General features: G+C 58.5%; 12 protein-coding genes and 1 tRNA gene. 5 read left to right on the plus strand and 8 right to left on the minus strand.

Features of this window, described 5'->3' with window-relative positions; translation table 11 throughout:
• Positions 1–11: 11 nt before the first annotated feature.
• Genes AD930_RS13065 through AD930_RS13080 form a run of 4 tightly spaced genes read right to left on the minus strand, consistent with a single transcriptional unit; the run spans position 12 to position 9,714 of the window.
• Positions 12–3,941, minus strand: a complete 3,930-nt coding sequence (locus tag AD930_RS13065; RefSeq protein ID WP_061506602.1) for a bifunctional nitrate reductase/sulfite reductase flavoprotein subunit alpha — start codon at positions 3,939–3,941, stop codon at positions 12–14.
• 5 nt (positions 3,942–3,946) lie between these two features.
• On the minus strand, positions 3,947–6,844 hold the full coding sequence (gene nirB, locus AD930_RS13070; protein WP_061506603.1) for a nitrite reductase large subunit NirB: 2,898 nt from the start codon (positions 6,842–6,844) through the stop codon (positions 3,947–3,949).
• Between the two features lie 18 nt (positions 6,845–6,862).
• Entirely contained in the window at positions 6,863–8,533 is a 1,671-nt protein-coding gene (locus AD930_RS13075; protein ID WP_061506604.1) for an alginate export family protein, read from the minus strand.
• The gene (locus tag AD930_RS13080; RefSeq protein WP_043549532.1) at positions 8,530–9,714 is read right to left on the minus strand and encodes a nitrate/nitrite transporter; all 1,185 of its coding nucleotides are present in this window, start codon (positions 9,712–9,714) and stop codon (positions 8,530–8,532) included. The genes AD930_RS13075 and AD930_RS13080 overlap by 4 nt, the downstream gene beginning before the upstream one ends.
• A gap of 227 nt (positions 9,715–9,941) precedes the next feature.
• On the opposite strand from AD930_RS13080, the gene AD930_RS13085 reads away from it, so the two are divergent.
• Positions 9,942–12,575 carry a M1 family metallopeptidase gene (locus AD930_RS13085; protein WP_061506605.1) on the plus strand — a complete coding sequence of 878 codons (2,634 nt, stop codon included), beginning with the start codon at positions 9,942–9,944 and terminating at the stop codon, positions 12,573–12,575.
• Between the two features lie 135 nt (positions 12,576–12,710).
• The gene (locus tag AD930_RS13090; protein ID WP_061506751.1) at positions 12,711–13,790 is read left to right on the plus strand and encodes a purine-nucleoside phosphorylase; all 1,080 of its coding nucleotides are present in this window, start codon (positions 12,711–12,713) and stop codon (positions 13,788–13,790) included.
• An 84-nt stretch (positions 13,791–13,874) separates the two neighbouring features.
• Here AD930_RS13090 and AD930_RS13095 read toward each other — a convergent pair whose 3' ends face one another.
• From AD930_RS13095 to AD930_RS13105, 3 genes are read right to left on the minus strand one after another with little or no spacing between them, the layout of a single operon-like run.
• A complete protein-coding gene (locus tag AD930_RS13095; RefSeq protein ID WP_061506606.1) occupies positions 13,875–14,804 on the minus strand; it encodes a nucleoside hydrolase in 930 nt (309 codons plus the stop codon).
• Between the two features lie 36 nt (positions 14,805–14,840).
• Entirely contained in the window at positions 14,841–15,275 is a 435-nt protein-coding gene (gene cdd, locus AD930_RS13100; RefSeq protein ID WP_061506607.1) for a cytidine deaminase, read from the minus strand.
• Complete coding sequence (locus tag AD930_RS13105) at positions 15,268–15,900, minus strand: nucleoside 2-deoxyribosyltransferase (RefSeq protein WP_061506608.1); 633 nt, start codon at positions 15,898–15,900, stop codon at positions 15,268–15,270. The genes cdd and AD930_RS13105 overlap by 8 nt, the downstream gene beginning before the upstream one ends.
• Before the next feature lie 193 nt (positions 15,901–16,093).
• Here AD930_RS13105 and AD930_RS13110 point away from each other — a divergent pair, with 193 nt between their 5' ends.
• Positions 16,094–16,900: a ribonuclease T2 family protein gene (locus AD930_RS13110; RefSeq protein WP_082781881.1), complete on the plus strand. Its 807-nt coding sequence runs from the start codon at positions 16,094–16,096 to the stop codon at positions 16,898–16,900.
• 89 nt (positions 16,901–16,989) lie between these two features.
• Positions 16,990–18,225, plus strand: coding sequence for a NupC/NupG family nucleoside CNT transporter (locus AD930_RS13115; protein ID WP_061506609.1), 1,236 nt, complete (start codon positions 16,990–16,992; stop codon positions 18,223–18,225).
• Between the two features lie 196 nt (positions 18,226–18,421).
• On the opposite strand, the gene AD930_RS13120 is transcribed toward AD930_RS13115, so the two are convergent.
• Positions 18,422–18,497, minus strand: a tRNA-Glu gene (locus tag AD930_RS13120).
• A 204-nt stretch (positions 18,498–18,701) separates the two neighbouring features.
• Between AD930_RS13120 and AD930_RS18330 the strand changes: the two genes are divergently transcribed.
• Entirely contained in the window at positions 18,702–19,214 is a 513-nt protein-coding gene (locus AD930_RS18330; protein WP_244150587.1) for a hypothetical protein, read from the plus strand.
• Positions 19,215–19,258 lie beyond the last annotated feature (44 nt).

Here is a 19,258-nt window from a genome sequence, read left to right on the forward strand (position 1 = left end):
CCTCCTTTCGTTCAATACACATCCCGTAGATAACGGCCGCTGCGGGTCAGGCCCGCTATAAAAGCGTCGGCCTGTTCGCTTGTCATTGATCCATGTCGTGCGACAATCCTTTTCAGGGCGCCGTCAACATCCCGCGCCATGCGGGCAGCGTCTCCACAAATGTAGACATACGCGCCCCGGTTCAGCCAGTCCCACAACAGAGCACCATGTTCTTCCATGCGGTCCTGCACGTAAATGCGTTCCGGCTGATCGCGCGAGAACGCAGTGTCCAGCCGCGTCAGGCAGCCATCCGCCATGAAGGCTTCCAGCTCCTCGCGGTAATAAAAGCCGGTGCGTTCATGCCGCTCTCCAAAGAACAGCCAGTTTGGGCCGGAAGCCTTCCGGGCAGAGCGTTCCTGCAAAAAGGCGCGGAAGGGCGCAATGCCAGTGCCGGGCCCAACCATGATGACGGGCACAGTCTCATCCGCGGGTAGATGGAAATGCGTGGTCGGCTGCACAAAAACCGGCACGGCGTCCCCCGCGTTCAGCCCCGCCAGCCATGTGGACGAGACGCCGGGATAAGGGGAGGTGTTGACGCCCACTGTCAGATGCACGCTGTCCGGGCAGACGGTGGGGGAGGAAGAAATGGAATAGAGGCGCGGCTGCATCTGCCGGAAGAGCGTCGGCAGGTCTTCCGCTGCGACAGGGGCTGGCAGGGTTGCGATCAGGTCAGGCAGATAGCCGCTTTCCGTGCGGCCCAGACGTTCCAGCAGCTTTGCAGACGGGCGGGAGAGGTCAAACCAGCGACGCAAAGCTTCGCCCAACGGGGTGGGGCCGTGGTGGCGGAGCGTCAGCATGGTGTCTTCAGGCACCTGCAGGGCGGCCAGAACCGGCTGCACAATGCTTTCATTATTGCGGGGCCAGACACCCAGTGCATCGCCTGCGTTATAGGTTACGCCAGTGCCGGAAAGATCTAGCGTAATATGGCATGTTTCCTTATCCGGGTCGTCACCGGTCAGGCGCGTGACGTTGGCAAGGCGCGCCAGTGCGGGTGTGGTGCGGGTAATGCCGGGGGCCAGCGCCGGAGCAAGCAGAGCAGGGCTTGTGTCAGAGGGAGCCGGGCTGCCCAGAGTGGCCAGCAGATGGGGGCGCCAGTCTTCTACCGCATCCTCATAATCCGGTTCACAGTCCACGCGGGGCAGGAGCGGTGTGCCACCGAGGGCGCTCAGCCGTTCATCCAGAGCGCGACCAAACCCACAGAAGCTGGCGTAGGAGGAATCCCCCAGTGCCAGCACTGCATAGCGGAGATTAGGCAGGGCAAGGTCCTGTTCTTTGAGTGCATCCCAGAACGGAGCGGCACCATCCGGTGGGTCGCCATCGCCAAAGGTAGAGACAAGGAACAGCGCCGTGCCAGAGAGGTTGGCCGGGTCACACGCACTTAGTTCAGCCAGACGCACCTCATGTCCGTTTTCCCGCAGCCAGAGCGCGGTTTGCGCGGCCAGTGCTTCCGTGCGGCCTGTCTGGGAGGCCCACCAGAGGGTGAGAGTTGGCGCAGCGGCATCCGTGGACGGAAGGGCAGCGGCTGCAACGGGTGTGCGGGAATACAGCCCGGCCAGCAGCCCATTGAGGTGCGCCCTCTGTGCGTCAGAAAGCGGGGCGGAGCCCGGCACCACTGGCACGCTGTTTTCTGGTGGGGCCATGCGCAGACCATCCAGAAAACCGCTGACCCAACCAAGATTATCCCCGGTAAAATCAGGTGCTTTCTGTGCGGTGAGACCCAGATGGCGGGCAAGCTGCTCTGTGGGCATGGTCTCTGTGCTTTCCTGTGCGGGAGGGGAGGCAGTCTGAACACGGGTCAGAGAGACAGCGCAGTGTTTGATGCCGGGCTGGAGCGAGACAGGGTCTATCGCATCGGGCGTGACGGCGTTGATGCAGAGTGCCTCGCCAAACCGGTCGTTCCAGTGGAACGGCGCAAAGCAGGTGCCGGGGGCGATGCGGCGGGAAATACGAGCCGGGAGGGTGGCGCTGCCGCGGCGGGAGCGGATTTCAACCGTATCGTTCTCGGCAATGCCAAGACGTTTGGCATCATCCGGGGCGAGTTCAAAAAAAGGACCGGGGTTGAGTTTGTTCAGCTGCTCCACCCGGCCTGTTTTTGTAAGCGTGTGCCATTGATGTTGCAGGCGGCCGGTATTGAGGAGGAAGGGATAGTCCTCATCCGGTTCATCGTCCCGTGGCATCCATGGGCGCGCAAAAAATACGGCTTTACCGGAGGGTGTTGCGAAGACAGGCGGCGCGTCCGGGTTGGGGCGATAGCGGATAGGGTGGCGCGGCGCTGTATCGCTAGCCGGAGCGGGCCATTGCACCGGGCCATCTTTCAGGCGCGCGTGGCTGACGCCGGAAATATCATAACCAGTCACAGGGTTTGCAAAACGACTGGCCTCAGAAAAAACTTCGGCGGCGGAGGTGAAAGAGAACCCTTCCTCAAACCCCATAGCGCAGGCGACGCGGGCAATAATCTGCCAGTCTGGCATGGCCTCGCCGGGAGGGGGCACGGCCTGCCGGGCAAGGGTCATGGTGCGGTCGGAATTGACCTGCACGCCATCGCCTTCCGCCCACAGCGCACCGGGGAGCAGGATATCGGCATAGGGGCCGGTTTCCGTGTCCGCATAGGCATCCTGCACAATGACAAGTTCGGCTTTTTCCAGGGCAGCCTGAACCTTGCCACGCCGGGGCACGGTGGCGACGGGGTTGGTGCAGATAATCCAGCAGGCTTTGATGTGCCCTTCCGCCATGTCCTGAAACAGGGCGATGGCACCGTCACTGTTTGCATCGCGAATGGTGCCGGGGGGCAGTTGCCATTGCTCTTCACAAAATGCACGGTCCTGAGCCGAGAGTGCACTGCGCTGGCCGGGCAGGCCGGGGCCCATATAGCCCATTTCCCGGCCGCCCATGGCATTGGGTTGGCCGGTGAGGGAGAACGGCCCGGCCCCCGGTTTGCAAATAGCGCCAGTGGCCAGATGCAAATTGCACAACGCATTGGTATGCCACGCGCCGGAGGTGCTCTGGTTGAGGCCCATGGTCCACAAAGAAAGCCATTCGCCCGCTTCAGCAATCCAGCGGGCGGCGGTGCGGATATCCTCTTCCGCAAGGCCCGTCAGGCTGGCGACGCGTTCTGGCGTGTAATCAGCCAGAAAGGCGGGCATGTCCTCCCAGCCGGTGGTGCAGCTGGCGATAAAGTCCGTATCGAGCGCGTCATGTTCCACCAGAAGGTGCAGCAAGCCATTGAGCAGCGCGAGGTCCGTGCCGGGGCGGATTTGCAGAAAGAGATCGGCTTTGTCTGCTGTGGCAGTGCGGCGTGGGTCCACCACAATCAGTTTTGCCCCGGCCCGTTTACGGTCCATCAGGCGCAGGAACAGGATGGGGTGACAATCTGCCATATTCGCCCCGATGACGAAAAACAGATTGGTGCAATCAAAGTCTTCGTAAGAGCCGGGCGGTGCGTCAGCCCCGAGGGAGAGTTTATACCCCGTGCCAGCCGCCGCCATGCACAGGCGGGAATTGGACTCGATATGCCGTGTGCGGAGGTAGCCTTTGACCAGCTTATTGGCGAGGTATTGAGCCTCCACGGACATCTGGCCGGAGACGTAAAGCGCAATGGCGTCCGGTCCATCTGTCTCCAGAATATACCGCAGCTGTCGGGCTGTTTCCGTAATGGCGGTGTGCATGGAAATGGGAGCCGGTGGCGTTGCGCGGTCTGGCCGAAGAAGGGCGCAGTCCAGTCGGGCGGGGGACGTGACCGGCTTGTCGCACGAGCTGCCTTTGGTGCAGAGCCGCCCCCCATTGGCCGGGTGTGCGGCATCCCCCCGCACCCGGACAATTTTCTGGTCTTCCACCTCCATCACAATGCCGCACCCGACACCGCAATACGGGCAGACAGACCGGATTTCTTCCGCGCAGGCCATGCGGGTTACGCCATAGCGGCTTCCGCCGGGGCGGTTACTTTACGGGCGCGGATTTCCACACGGCCCTTATGTAGCCTGGCATCCCATGCGTGGATAGATTTGGATGCATCTTCCAGACAGGTGCCGTCCTCCAGATTGAAGTGCTGCTTATAAAGCGGGGAGGCCACAACCGGCTGTCCGTGGATATCCCCCATCAAACCACGGCCCAGCACATTGGCGTGGGAGAACGGGTCATGATTATCCACAGCAAAAACCCGTCCTTCACCCTGGGCATCGGGCAGATAGAACAGAGCAATCTGCGCGTTATGATAGAGCGCGACCACGCCGGAGCGAGGCACAAGGTCAGTCTGCGCACACAGGTCGGTCCAGTCTGCCGGGCTTGCGGAAATCGGCAGTTCCGGCTGATTGTCTGCGGGTTTGACCTGATCACGTTCCGGCACGGTGCGAATGTTCGGGTCCGGGCGCGCATCGTTTACAAAGGTGCGGAAGCGTTTGAGCTTTTGCTCGTCTGTCAGAGCGTTTTTCCACTCGCACTGATAGGTATCCACCACCAGTTGCATCTGCTGTTCCAGTTCATCACAGAGGCCGAGGCTGTCGTGGATGATCACATCTTGCAGATACTCGAGCCCACCTTCCAGATTTTCACGCCAGACAGACGTTCTCTGGAGCTTGTCTGCTGTGCGGATATAAAACATCAGGAAGCGGTCGATATATTTGACTAGCGTTTCCGCATCGAGGTCCGTTGCAAACAATTCCGCATGGCGCGGGCGCATGCCGCCATTGCCGCAGACATACAGGTTCCAGCCATTTTCCGTGGCAATAACGCCCACGTCCTTGCTCTGCGCTTCCGCACATTCCCGCGTGCAGCCGGAGACGGCAAATTTCAGCTTGTGCGGAGACCGCAGGCCTTTATAGCGGTTTTCCAGATCCAGCGCCTTACCCACACTATCCTGCACGCCGTAACGGCACCATGTGCTGCCCACACAGGATTTTACTGTGCGAGTGGATTTGCCGTAGGCATGGCCCGTTTCAAAACCGGCATCCAGCAGCTCTCGCCAGATCTCAGGCAGCTGATGCAACTGCGCGCCAAACAGGTCCACGCGCTGGCCGCCGGTAATCTTGGTGTAAAGGTTATATTTTTTGGCAACCTGCCCCAGAACAATCAGCTTGTCTGGCGTAATCTCACCCCCGGCAATACGCGGCACAACGGAATAGGTGCCGTTTTTCTGCATGTTACCCATGAAAGTGTCGTTCGTATCCTGCAGCGGGATATAGAGCGGGTCCGTAATGGGTTTGTTCCAGGCAGAGGCCAGAATGGAGCCGACTGCCGGTTTACAGATATCGCAGCCCAGACCGCCATTGCCATACTGGGCCATCAGCTCTTCAAAACTGCGGATGTTATGCACGCGGACGAGGGAATAGAGTTCCTGCCGCGTGTAAGAGAAATGTTCGCACAGGCTGTGGTCAACCGTAATGCCGCGCGCGGTCAGTTCCGTTTCAAAAACGCTTTTTAGCAGCGCAGAACATCCGCCGCAGCCGGTACTGGCTTTTGTGTCTTTCTTGAGCGAGGCGAGGTCTGTGCAGCCCTGCTCAATCGCGGTGCTGATCGCCCCTTTGGTTACGTTATGGCAGGAGCAGATGGTGGCGGTGTCTGGTAGGGCGTCTGCGCCAAGCAGTTCTGCGCCTTCACCACGCGGCAGGATCAGCACTGCCGGGTCAGCCGGGGGTGCAATCTCGTTCTGCACATATTGGAAAATGGTGTCGTAGTAGGAATTATCGCCAACCAGAACAGCGCCGGTCACGCGGCTGCCATCGGCGGACAAGACAAGGCGGCGGTAGGAGCCGTCTGCCTCGCCAATAAAGCGATAGCTGGTGCAGCCGGGTTCCTGACCGTGGGCATCGCCAATCGACCCGACATCCACGCCCTGCAGCTTCAGTTTTGTGGACATGTCTGCACCGGTAAAGGCGGCTTCTGCATCACCGGCCAGCAGTGCTGCCACGGTGCGGGCCATGGTGTAGCCGGGGGCGACGAGGCCAAAAATCTGGCCTTCCCATAAGGCGCATTCGCCAACGGCAAAAATATCCGGGTCGGACGTGCGGCACTGGTTATCGACCACAATGCCGCCGCGCGGGCCGATTTCCAGCCCGCAGGCGCGTCCCAGCAGATCCTGCGGTTTGATCCCTGCAGAAAAGACAACCATGTCTGTTTCCAGCGAGGAACCATCAGCAAAAATCAGTTTATGGCGGTGCGTGGTGCCGGGCACGATGTCCTGCGTCTGATGCAGGACGCGCACATCAATACCGAGCGCCTCAATCCGCTTTTTCAGGGCGCGTCCACCGTCTTCATCCAGCTGGGCGGACATAAGGTGGCTGCCGAGCTGGATCACACTTACATCCAGCCCCAGCACTTTGAGCGCATTGGCGGCTTCCAGCCCCAGCAGGCCGCCGCCAATTACTGTGCCATGCTGCGCGCCTTCGGCTGCGGCGCGGATCAGGTCCAGATCTTCCAGTGTGCGATAGACCAGCCCTGCCGTGCCGGTATTGCCCGGAACAGGCGGGACAAACGGCGTGGACCCGGTTGCGAGAATCAGCGTGGTGTAAGGCAGGATTTCGTTTTCTGTCGTGACAGTTTTTGCCGCGCGGTCAATGTCCGTAATCCGGCTGTTCAGGTGCAGCGTAATGCCGTGTGCGGTGTGGAAGTCTTCCTGGTGCAGCCGCAGGGCCAGTGCATCCTGCCCGGTCATGTAATCGGTCAGATGCACGCGGTCATAAGCGTGGTGGCGTTCTTCACCAAAGACATGAATCTGGTGGGTTTCGTGCAGGCCGTGCATGACGAGCTGTTCTGCACAGTAATGGCCAACCATGCCGTTGCCGACAATAATGATGTTGCCTTTGGTGGTCATGGGTTTTCTCCCCTGCCTTTAAAACTTGAATTCGAGCGTCTGCATATAAAGCGCGCCCTCTTTGGCCCCGACATCCCGCATCCCGCGGGAGAGCAGGATGCCTTCAATATCGTGCGTCCAGGCCCAGTGCGGCGCAAAGTTCCAGGAAAGCTGGGTGTAGGGCATCACGCCCGTAAAGCCTCCATGCAGATTATTGCGCCAGTTATAGATTTTGCCGTTCCCGCCATAAATGGCGTCCTGCGTGCTGGCACGCCAGAAGACGGGCACGTGCAGCTTAAGGTGCAGGGTGGGGAGCATGGTAAAGTTGGCGATGGGGCCAACGCCAATCAGGTTTTGCGAGGTAAGAGAAAGTGAGAGGTCATTGTAATACGGCAGCGGCACAAACGGGGTGGAAAACGTCCCCACGGCACCGTCCTGACTGCGGTCAGACCCACCGGAGAACAGATCCCCCTGCACACCAAAGCCCGGCTTACCGGCCCAGTCTGAGCGTGTGTACGTAATACTGCCATTCACGGCATAAGCGCGCACAGAGCGGGTGCTCTGGCTTGTTTTGGCCGGGCGGAATTCCCCACCCTGAAAAATACCGGTCAGACTGGTGCTGAAAGGCCCGACATTGCCCCACAGCCGCATGCCCACATTGTCCCGCCGGGATGAGCCTTTCTGCACGCTGCCGGGAGCCGCTGCCGGAATGGAGGCAGCCGCTCCGCCGTACAGATAGCCCAGAAAAAACACATCCGCGAACATCTGGCTTTTCTGCCCCATGAACTGGAAAGAGGGCAGGGCGGTGGATGTATAGGCACCATACAGGCGGGCATTGTAATTAGTGCCGTCTGCAAAAACCTTTTGCGGCAGCTTGTTGGTCTGCATGAAGTCGAACAGATCAATCCGGAACCGGTTCCAGACCGCATAGCCCCGGAAGCCGTCCCATGTTTGCTGCACGTTGGTCAGATCACGCGGGGACTGCATGGAAACCGGCGCATCCAGAAAGACCTGCCGCCCCCCAATCACCCCCATCTGAGCGCCCAGTAGCCGCCCTTTGACTTCCAGAATCCCTTGCTGGAGGTCCAGACTTTCACGCTGCGCACCGGTCTGATAGCCGTAGGTGTTGGAGCCGCCCGCCACGCCATACAGAAATTCCGCATAGGCGCGCACATGTTCACCCAGATGCAGGTCGGCCCCATACTGGTTGCGCAACAGCACGCGGCTGGCATTGGTTTTGCCAGCCTGCCCCTGCATGGGCTGGTTTTCAAAAATATAGCGCAGGCGTTCTTCGCCGCCAAAGCTCATCCAGATGCTGCCGCTGTCGTTCAGCCGCACATATTTCAGGCGGTTGAACCAGTCATTTTTCCGAATGTTTTCAGGTGTGCGGGCCAGATCACTCCAGTCTTCCGACCACCGGGTCTGCCCGTAGCCGCTCACCACGCCAAAGCCGGAGGCGACGTTGCTGCCGGCGTTAAAAATCTGCCAGTCCGGGTGGTAAAGAGAGCCTTTCAGCATTGCCTTTTTGTTCGGGCTGACCAGAACGGGCACCGGGACCACGGGGGTCAGCGGTGTAGCGGCTGCCGGCGGGGCGGCCTTTTGTGTTACCGGGTGCGCCTGCTCATCCGCCCAGGCCGTGCCGGTGAGGGCGACACTCAGAACAAGGCTGCCTGACCGCCAGTTTTGAAAGCAGCGAATAACACGTCTCATTGAGCGTTCTCCGTCCAACGGCGATGACACACCGTGACGCACCCGCATGCAACGAGACAGACAAGTGCGAAAGTTAAAAAGCCGGGTCCGTAAGAGCCCGTCATCTGGCGGGCGGCCCCGAGGGACGAGGCTAGATAAAACCCGCCGACACCGCCAGCCATACCCACAAGTCCTGTCAGAATGCCAACCTGCTGTGGGAAGCGGATGGGCACCAGCTGGAACACGGCCCCGTTGCCAAGGCCCAGTGTGAGCATACCCAGAAAGAACGCGCCGAACGCCAGATAGACAGACGGCAGGCCGGTTGCGATCAGCAGGAAGATGACCCCGGCGAGACCGTAAAGCAGCATCAGCGCCTTTGTGCCGCCCACGCGGTCTGCCATGGCGCCACCCACCGGACGGATGAAGGACCCCGCAAACACCACAAAAGCGGTGCAGGCCCCGGCAATGGCGGGGGGCAGGTGATACTGGTCATTAAAATAAATGGTCAGGAAGGCCGCCAGACCGACAAAGCCGCCAAAGGTGACGCTGTAGAAGAACATCAGCGCCCAGCAGCCGCCGGATTTCAGGATCGGCCCCCACGCGGCAAGGCTGGGCATGGTGGGGCGGGCGGCAGGCTCCCGCGCCAGAAACAGGAAGGCAATCAGCACGATAATGAGTGGAATGGTGGCCAGCCCCAGCACATTCAGCCAGCCCATCATGGCGGCCAGACCGGGGGCAAACAGGGAGGCAAGCGCTGTGCCGGAATTCCCCGCCCCGGCAATGCCCAGTGCGGTGCCCTGATAGCGCGGCGGATACCATACGGAGGCCAGCGGTAGCGCAATGGCGAAGGAGGCTCCGGCAATGCCCAGCACCAGTGCCACCCAGAACATGCTGGCGTAGGTGTGCGGGGCCAGAAACCATGTCAGCCACAGGCCGAGAATAACGCTGATCTGCGCGCCAATGGCGACGCGGCGGGGGCCGAAGAGATCCACCAGTGCTCCGGCCAGAACGCGTAAGCCAGCGCCTGCCAGAACCGGGGTGGCGACCAGCAGGCCCTTCTGGCCTGCATTCAGGTGCAGGTCATGCGCGATGGAAATGCCCAGCGGCCCGAGCAGAACCCAGACCATGAAGGAGACATCAAAATACAGGAAAGCGGCGATGAGCGTCGGGGTATGGCCGGCTTTGAGGAACCCTTTATCCACAGAACGTCTTCCAGATGGCCCGCCAGTTCCGCGCGGAAAACCATCGCTCCCATGAGCCAGCGAACCGCCGTTGATCCGCCCTGTGTGCCGTCTCTGCCTTTGGATAAGGCGCCGTGCCACCCCGCCGCCGTTGACGGAATGGTGAATATATTAAGATAGTAGGATCGGAATAATCCGAAGTCAAAATGATTTCGAAAAGATAAACGGATTTTTAGGAGAATTATGGCATGCGTCGGCTTCTGACTTTGACAACCCTGCTGGCGGGGCTGCCGCTGGCTGGCCCGGTCTGTGCGGAACAGGTGTTCTCCTTCCAGCGCGCCGGGGGGCAGTTGCCAAAAACTGTTGTGCCTGTCTCTTACGGTATCAATATCTCAACAGATATAGATAACCTGAAACTGGCCGGACAGGAAACTATTCAGGTTGACGTGCGCACCCCCACAACGGATGTCACCCTCAATCAGGCAGGTCTGCATCTGGCCGAAGCTGTTCTGGATAATGGTGTGAAGGCGACCATCACGCAGGACGATGCAGCCGAGACCGCGACCCTGCATTTTCCGGCCAAGGTCAGCAAAGGCGCGCATACGCTTGTCATCACTTATTCCGGGCCGATCCTGAAGACGCCAAACGGCATTTATGTGGATGACTACACAGCGCCGTCTGGCGAGACAAAGCGGATGCTGGTCACCCAGTTTGAAGTGGCCGATGCCCGCCGTATGTTCCCCGGCTGGGATGAGCCAGCCTTTAAGGCAACTTTCCAGCTGAATGTGACGCTACCTAAAGAGGCTGTTGCCGTCAGCAACATGCCGGTGACGCAGAGCACGCCGGAGGGCACGAGCCAGAAGCGCGTCTCCTTTGCTACAACGCCGCGTATGTCCACCTATCTGCTGGCGCTTGTTGCAGGGGATATGAAATCCGTGCAGGGGCAGGCGGATGGCACGCCGCTGGGCGTGTATGCGCCGTCCGGTCTGGAAGGGCAGGGAGAGTATGCCCTGCATGCCTCAGAAAAAATTCTTCCTTATTATAACAGCTATTTTGGTGTGAAGTATCCTTTGCCCAAAATGGATATGGTGGCCATCCCCGGTAACTATCAGGCCGGTGCGATGGAAAACTGGGGCTTGCTGACCTATATCGACAACGTCCTGCTGTTTGACCCCAAAAACAGCACACCGCGCACGCGTGAGCTGATTTATGAAGTTGTCGCGCATGAAATGGCGCATCAGTGGTCGGGTGACCTCGTGACCATGGGCTGGTGGGACAATATCTGGCTGAATGAAGGCTTTGCGTCCTGGATGGAGATCAAGGCGACGGACAAGATGAACCCGGACTGGGACATCTGGCCGCGCCAGCATGAAACGCGTGAGGAAACCATGGGCACGGACGCCCTGCCGTCCACGCACCCCATCCAGCAGACCATTCATAATGTGAGTGAAGCCAACTCGGCTTTTGACAGCATCAGCTACGGCAAGGGCGAACTGGTTATCCGCATGCTGGAAGGCTGGCTGGGTGAAGACCATTTCCGTGACGGGATGCGTCTTTACATGAAGTCCCACGCCTATAGCAGCACTACCAGTCAGGATTTGTGGCAGGCGCTGTCTAAAACATCCGGTCTGGATGTTGGACCAGTGGCTCGCAGCTTTACTGAACAGCCGGGGATTCCGCTGGTCAATGTGGCGTCTGCCTGTAAGGCTGGCAAAACGGTTTATACCCTGACACAAAGCCGCTTTACTATTCATGATCCGCATCCGGCGGCCCAGACATGGATGGTGCCTGTTGTGGCGGGTGGCCCCGGTCTGGCGACGCAAAAGCTGGTTCTGGGCAAAGCGCCGCAGACGCTTAGCGTTGCAGGGTGTGATGCACCGCTCAAGCTGAATCTGGGTGAAAGCGGCTATTACCGCGTGCAGTACAATGCACCGGCCTTTGCATCCCTGCTGAAAAACGCAACGCATTTCGCACCCGTGGACAGAGCCAACCTGCTGGGTGATCAGTTTGCCCTGTTCCGTTCCGGGCAGGCCCCGCTTTCTGCTTATATGGATCTGGCAGACAGCCTGCTCTCTGCGCAGGAAAGCGATATTGCTGTTCTTCAGGAAATTATTGGTCGGTTTGAAACGCTGGACCAGTATCTGAAAGGCAGCCCGGACCGCGCAGCCTTCCGCGCCTATGCCCGTAAGCAGCTCACACCTGTTCTGACGCGTCTGGGCTGGGACCAGAAAGCGGATGAAAACGTGCTGGACACCATGCTGCGTCCGTCCGTTATTTCTGTGCTCGGCAGGTTTGAAGATCCGGCAGTGGTGGCGGAAGCAGGCAAGCGCTTTGCCCGCTGGCAGGCTGATCCTGCGTCTTTAAAGCCTGATCTGGTGGGTGTTGTGGCGCGTATTGCCATGACGCACGCGGATGAGAAAACCTATAAGGCCATGGCTGAAAAAGTTCGCACCACGCAGGCGACAGAGGTGAAGTTGCGTCTGTTCAATGCACTGGCAGCGGCAACAAATCCGGCTCTGATTGAGAAAAACGTCGCGCTGGCTTACAGCGGGGCTATTCCCAACGGACGTATTGCCATGGCGCTGGCCCGTGTGGCGGATGAGAGTGAAAACCCGGATCTGGTCTGGCAGTTGGTCAAGCAGCATGAGGCTGAAATCAGAACGCATCTTGCTCCGTGGTCTCAGGATGGGTTCCTTTCACAGATTGCCGCTTATTCTGATAATCCGGACGTAGCGCAGGCGCTTGAAGCAGACCCGTCTTCCAGCAAAACGACGGGCGGTAAAATTGCCACGGCAAAAGCCCTGAGTGAAATCGGGGCGCGTAAAGAGGCCATGCAGGCTGCTCAGTCCCAGCTCAAGGCATGGCTGGGTGCGCAGCACTAAACGCTGGTTGCCATAGGGCAGGGGCTAGCTCTCCTGCACTTTGATGTGGATAAAAGACGGTATTTCGGGCTCTCCGAAATACCGTCTCAGAGCAAAATATTTTCTAAAAAGTGTGCCTTGAGTATGGATCAAACAATGAAAGCTCTTGCCTTATGCTGCGGGCTGGCGGTCACAACTGCTGTTGCACCATGCTCTGCTGCAACAGCTGCGCCTCGTCTGGAACCAAAAGTGCTTGTGGTGGCCGGGTGGGAAAATGGTGCGGACACCGGGGACGCTCCGGGAGAATATCAGTTCTGGGTTGAGCGTTTGCATATGGACAAGCGTGTGCCAGTCGCTGGTATTCCGACCCAGATTTTGCGGAGCAACATAGATGGTGTGTATGGCCTTGTTTTAAAGGACGGTGTGACGGACCTTGCCGCTCTGGCGCTTGATCCGCATTTTGACCTTCATCATACATACTGGATTTTTACTGGTATTTCCGGGGTCAATCCGAACGTGGCCTCAGCAGGGAGTGTCGCGTGGGCGCGCTGGGTTGTGGATGGTGATGCACTGCGTGAAATAGATGATCGCACAATTCCCAAAGGCTGGCCTTATGGCCTGTATGCGATTGGTGCCGATAAACCCAATACGCTCCCCAGTGACCCCAACCATTATGGGTCTGTGACGGATGTGGATGAGCTGACAAAAGCTTATCCGCTGAATCGTGGACTGGAGCACTGGGCTTATACCATTAGCCGCACGACGCCTCTGCGGGATGATCCTGCTCTGGCTGAGCGTCGGGCGCAGTGGGCGGGGTATCCGAATGCCCAGAAGCCGCCTGCTATTCTGGAGGGCGAAACATTAGGCGCTCTCCGTTACTGGCATGGGGCGCAGCGTAATACATGGGCGGAGGACTGGGTGCGTCTGTGGACCAGAAATCAGGGTAAGTTTGTTATGACCAATGAGGAAAGCCAGACCAACCAGGTGGAAATGCGCGTGCTGGCGCGCTTTGGCGTGATTGACCCGCAGAGGGTCATGGTTTTGCGTTCAGGAAGCAACTTCAGCATGCCGCCGCCCCATATCTCCATTACGCAATCCATGGGGGATGAAGGGCCGGGACAGGTGGTCGCTTTTGATAATAACGAACGCGCAGGCGCTCCGGTGATTGCTGAACTCGTCGCGCATTGGGACCGCTATCGCACGCATATTCCCTCGGTTGCCACAACTGCGCCGTGAGGAATGTATTGCGTTTTTTGGTGATTTGAGCGGGTGTTTGATAAGGCAGGCCGGAGCGTGGTCTATGCTCCGGCCAGAGCTATGTTACAGGGCAGACAGGCGTTCGATAATCAGATCGTACACGCCGTCCACGTCAACTTCCCGCATGAACAAGGCGTTTTTCTTTTTATCGGTAATGCCCCACCAGTCCACCACGCTCATACCCAACGTCAGCGCGCTGTCGGTCTCAATTTCCACATTAACCTGACGGCCACGGTAGAGTTCGGGTTTGAGCAGCCAGAGCACGGTGTTGGGGTCATGCAGCGGGCCGCCGTCTGTGCCATATTTTGTGGCTTCAAAGCGTTTTTCAAACCGCAACCATGCAGCCACAATCGGGCCAATCCGGTTGGGGATTGCTTCAATACGCTCAAGACGTGCCTTGCTGGTATGGAGCTGATGCGTGACATCCAGCGGGAACACGACAATTTTCACACCGGACTCAAACACCATGCGTGCAGCATGCGGGTCCACATAGATATTGAATTCTCCGGTGGGGGTAATATTCCCAACCTCGGAAAACGCACAGCTCATCATGACAATCTGCCCAATACGCTCACGCAGGGCAGGCTCTTTAGCGAGTGCCAGAGCAATATTAGTCAGAGGTCCGATTGTGCAAAGTGTGATGGCACCCGGCGGGTTTTCCATAACCGTGCGGATGATGAAATCAACGGCATGGCCCGGGGTTGCCTCGCGGCTCGGCGGGGGCAGATCAACCCCTTCAAACCCGGTTTTGCCGTGCACATGCGTTGCCGTCACACCGGGGCGAATAAGGGGGCGATCCGCACCGGCATGCACGGGGATATCCGTGCGTCCGACCAGATCGAGAGTCTTAACGGCGTTTTCAGTTGTTTGTGCAACGGGCACATTCCCGGCAACCGTCGTTACACCCAGAAGTTCAATCTCCGGGCTGGCGAGGGCCAGCAGGATGGTGAGCGCATCATCCTGCCCGGGGTCTGTATCGATAATGATCTTCATGCGGAATTCCTGCAAAAGTCTATCTGGTACTGCGCGTCAGGCCGGGTTTTGGTCAGATCCGGTCTCAAGGTTTTCAGGGCCAAAAGAATGGGGGAGGAGGGCATGAAGGTCGTCTTTAAACAACTCCGTGCCGTTTTCATCCACCACCAGAACGCAGGTTCTCTGCGTTGCAAATTCACGGATTTTCTGGCGGCACCCACCGCACGGCAAACAGGGGGCAGGCCCTTTGCCGGCGACCATAATCGTCGCAATTTTGCGGGACCCGCCTGCGGCGATCATGGCAGAAATTGCCCCGGCTTCCGCACACACGCCTTCCGGATAGGCCGCGTTCTCAACATTGCAGCCGGAAAAAACCTGACCGTCTTCTGTGATTAAGGCGGCGCCCACGAGGAAACGGGAATAGGGGGCGTAGGCATTGCTACGGGCCGCCAGCGCTTTCTGCGTCAGGGTTGCTACGGTTTTCTCATCCATGGGAGGTATCCTTTTTCTCAGCGGTGCCATAAATCAGCCCCGCCAGATCAGAGGCGGCAGCACGAAACGCGCTCCTGATATTATCTGCAACCGCGATATCGCCGCCCGCCTGCCGGATGAAGCCTTCCACCATGGCGTTTTGTAACAGGCCTTCCGAGTGCACGATCATGCTGTCCGCATCCAGCCAGCGCACTCTGGCTCCATCGTGCGGGCGCTCTTCCGTCAGCGGTGTGTGCCAGGCCTGCTCAAAATAGGTCTGCACTTTTTCATGGTAAAAGCGGCCATCTACTGTGTAGCCCGCCATCGGCTTGTTCTGGGCGGCCATGTAGCCAATTTCCACTGCGGTGCCGGGGTCCATATCCGCCGCGCGGCGAAAGGGATCGATACAGAACAGGGCGGCGTCACACTCATCCATCAGGCCGCGATCCAGCCGGGCTATCAGCAGACTGGTTTCTTTGCCGGGTGGCAGGGCTTCGACCTCATCCTGTCCATCAAAAGGCGAGACACCGTGCAGGCGGACGGCCAGACACATCTCTTTGAAGGCTTGAAAAAGCTCTTGTGCGTTTTTCCTGAAGACAAGGTCTCCACCAAGGTAAACCTTGGGGTAATCCGGGGTTGCAGTCATAAAGTCTTCCCTGTTCAGACGGCCGTTCTGCTGCTCTGGGTGGCGCAAAGTGTTCTATAATTTATGAGAAACAATACGTTTCCATTATAAAAATCATAGACACCGCACACGATGTAAGCAACATTAATAGCTTTCCACATCAGCAGGATAGCGCTTTTTCCTTTCCCCTTTCTGCGTAAGGATCAAACAGATTATGCGGGCAGTACAGTTTCTTTTTTCCGGCGTGATGGCTGCCTGTTTTCTGCTGTCCGGGTGCGCTCAGCATCCTTCCGCACCGCCTGCGGGTGGTGCGGGGGATCTTGCGCTCACAGCACCGCGGCATGGAGATTTTGGGCATTATACGCTTGCCCTCACATGGCAACCGGGCTTTTGCACAGGGCCAGAAGGGAATAGCTGTCAGGCGGATCAACCCCAGACGCCGCTCATCGGGCTGCATGGGCTTTGGGCGTCCCGTCCGTCTGACCTCATACGAGCGCAGGTGCCCGTTACGACATGGTGGCGCAAAGGGTGCAGCCTGTATGATGGGGATACGGCGTCTGCATCGCCTTCGCTGTCCGAGGGCTTGTCACATCGTCTGTCAGAGGTGGTGGCTCACACGCACTCCAGTCTGGTGGCGCATGAATACACCAAGCATGTGCAGTGTTTCGGGATGGAGGGAGAGCAGTTTTTCTCCGTCGCCTCCCGGCTGCGGGATCGGTTTGCGGCACTTCCCTCCGCGCAGCATCTGACGACTGAGGCAGGCACGCGCGTTACCAAAGCCGAACTGACCAGCCAGATTGAAGTGGATACCGGCCCTCTGCCGGAGCGGGGTGTGCAGTTCCAGTGTAACAAGACGCCACAAGGGGAGGCCGTTCTCTCCCAGATCTGGTTCACTCTCAAACCGTCTTCGCTGGACAAATTTCCAAAAACGGATGCGTTCCTCAGTAGTCCTCAGATGCAGGATAACTGCCCCGCGCAGTTCCTTGTTCCGCAATGGCCTGCTGCGGGTGTGCGTCTGTAAGAGCCTGCTGCACGTACGAGCAGGCGCATTTTTTGTCATCATGGGCTCAGGAGATGTGGAAATGCAGACCTTGAGAGAAGGATCATTCAGTGCATAGTCGTGGATGTCTCGGTATTCTCCTGCTTCTGGGTATTGCGGTCTTGTTTTCAAAAGACCGGAAAAATATCAGCCTTCGCACGGTTCTGAGCTGCCTGCTGGCTCAGGTCGCAATTGGTCTGCTTGTCCTGCGCGTGCCTGTGGGGCAGCAGATTTTGTGGTCTCTGTCCGAAGGTGTGACAAAAATCCTCTCCTGCGGGGATGAGGGGGCGCGTTTCCTTTTTGGCGCACTGGCCAGTGACAAAATGGCGACCGTCTTCCCGAATGATGGCTTTGTTTTTGCCTTCAGGGTGCTGCCCTCTCTGGTTTATGTTAGCGCGCTGATTGCCATCCTGTTTCATGTCGGCGTCATGCAGATTTTTGCCCGCACAACAGGAAAGATCCTGCAGAAGATTCTGGGCACCTCGCCGGTTGAATCCTTTGGGGCGATCATCACCATTTTTATCGGCCAGAGTGAGCTGCCGGTGGCATTAGGCCCTTACCTGCGGACGATGGCCCCCACGGAACTGTTCAGCGTGCTGTGCAGTGGTGTGGCTTCCGTTTCCGGCGCAACGCTGGTTGGCTATGTTGGGTTAGGGGTGCCGGCTCATTATCTGGTGGCAGCATCTTTCATGGCCATTCCGGGTGGGATGATGTTTGCAAAAATCCTTGCCCCCCGCCCAGCCGGCAGTCCGGTGGATACGCTGGCCGCCGGGCGTTCCTCCTACAATCAGGCTTTTTTTGAAACTATTACCGAAGGCGCTTTGAAAGGCACCAAAACAGCCGTCGCCGTGGCGGCGACACTGGTGGCTTTTATCGGGCTGATTGCGCTGATCAACAGTGGGTTTCAGGCGTTAGGGCAGGCCATTCATAAGCCTTTCCTCTCTTTGGAATATCTCTTCGGCCTGCTGTTTTCCCCCATTGCCTGGCTGTTGGGTGTGCCTGCCGGGGAATGCACGATTGTTGGCTCTGTGCTGGGGCTGAAGCTCGTTATTAACGAATTTGTCGCCTACCTGCATCTTGCCCCGTCTTTGCAGAATGGAGTGCTTTCTGCACGCAGTGGGGCGATCGCGACGTTTGCACTCTGCGGCTTTGCCAATTTAAGTTCCATTGGCATTCTTGTGGCAGCCTTTGGGAGCCAGTGCCCCGAGCGCCGTGCAGAACTGGCCCAGATCAGCGCCCGTGCGGTGCTGGCGGGCATGCTCTCCAATTTTATGAGTGCTGCGATTGCGGGGATTATTCTTGCGTAAGGCGGCACACGCCGTTTTGTGAAAAAAGCGAAGCGGCAAACGCTGAGAAACCCAGTGCCCTTAAGGCCTTTTACGCATCAGGCGAAAGGCCGGAGCAAAAAGCGTGCGGCTTTGTGATCCATTTTCATGGATCCAAAATCATCGCTTTAATTCTGGAATTTTTAGTAAACTAGCCAGTGTATCTTCAGAGAAGATATGGCGTCCCGTACGGGATTCGAACCCGTGTTGCCGCCGTGAAAGGGCGGTGTCCTAGGCCTCTAGACGAACGGGACAAGAGGCTGCGTTGGGCCTTGATCTAGAGGGGTTTTCGGGGACCGTCAAGCAAGATTTTCAGATTTTTTGATTTTTTTTATGAGGCGCGGAAAGACGCCCCGCAAAAGCCGGGCAAGCAGGGCTTTCCGCTCCCTGCGGGCGGCTTCACCAAGGCATGTCAGACGGTTTGGGCGCGCGCGCAGGCCTGTTCGGCTGGCGCGGTAATGGCATCCATGCCGGAGAGGGGGAATAGACCTGCATCGTTATGGTCAGCCCGCACAGGCTACGCTACGGAGGGCAAAGAAACCGGTCGGGAGGGAGACGCCATGCAGCGCACAGGAAGGGAACGAAAACGCCAGCTCTGTCGGCTTCTGGTGTGCGTAGCGCTGTGTGGGGCCTGTGCCTGGGGGCAGGCCAGTCTGGCGGCCGAGAGGGAGGATGGGAACGGGGCCATGAAGACCCCCGGAGGCATCGCCCGGTGTGACCTGACAACCGGGCACCCGGCATTTTGTGGTGGGCCTTATAGCGGGCGGGCCATTCTGCCGCAGGATGGCGCTTATCATTTGTGTGATGTCACGCTCGGCACAGCGCGGTTCTGCTACGGGCTTTATACCGGGCGGGCTGTCGTCCGGCAGGAGCGTGGAAGCTATGCGCGGTGTGACCTGACGCTGGGCCGGATCACCTTCTGCGAAGGCCCGTACACAGGAACGGCGGTTATTCCGCAGAGTGCAGAGTAACCGCCGTTTGAAAACTACTCAGGTGGGTGCCCAAAGACACCCTG

The sequence above is a fragment of the Acetobacter malorum genome (genome assembly GCF_001580615.1).
Lineage (GTDB): Bacteria > Pseudomonadota > Alphaproteobacteria > Acetobacterales > Acetobacteraceae > Acetobacter > Acetobacter malorum.

Excerpts from the sequence above, each read along its gene's own strand:
- AD930_RS13085 (WP_061506605.1), top strand. The coding sequence starts at position 9,942 with ATGCGTCGGCTTCTGACTTTGACAACCCTGCTGGCGGGGCTGCCGCTG.
- AD930_RS13090 (WP_061506751.1), top strand. The coding sequence starts at position 12,711 with ATGAAAGCTCTTGCCTTATGCTGCGGGCTGGCGGTCACAACTGCTGTT.
- AD930_RS13075 (WP_061506604.1), bottom strand. The coding sequence starts at position 8,533 with ATGAGACGTGTTATTCGCTGCTTTCAAAACTGGCGGTCAGGCAGCCTT.
- AD930_RS13105 (WP_061506608.1), bottom strand. The coding sequence starts at position 15,900 with ATGACTGCAACCCCGGATTACCCCAAGGTTTACCTTGGTGGAGACCTT.
- cdd (WP_061506607.1), bottom strand. The coding sequence starts at position 15,275 with ATGGATGAGAAAACCGTAGCAACCCTGACGCAGAAAGCGCTGGCGGCC.
- AD930_RS13095 (WP_061506606.1), bottom strand. The coding sequence starts at position 14,804 with ATGAAGATCATTATCGATACAGACCCCGGGCAGGATGATGCGCTCACC.
- AD930_RS13110 (WP_082781881.1), top strand. The coding sequence starts at position 16,094 with ATGCGGGCAGTACAGTTTCTTTTTTCCGGCGTGATGGCTGCCTGTTTT.
- nirB (WP_061506603.1), bottom strand. The coding sequence starts at position 6,844 with ATGACCACCAAAGGCAACATCATTATTGTCGGCAACGGCATGGTTGGC.
- AD930_RS13065 (WP_061506602.1), bottom strand. The coding sequence starts at position 3,941 with ATGGCCTGCGCGGAAGAAATCCGGTCTGTCTGCCCGTATTGCGGTGTC.
- AD930_RS18330 (WP_244150587.1), top strand. The coding sequence starts at position 18,702 with ATGGCATCCATGCCGGAGAGGGGGAATAGACCTGCATCGTTATGGTCA.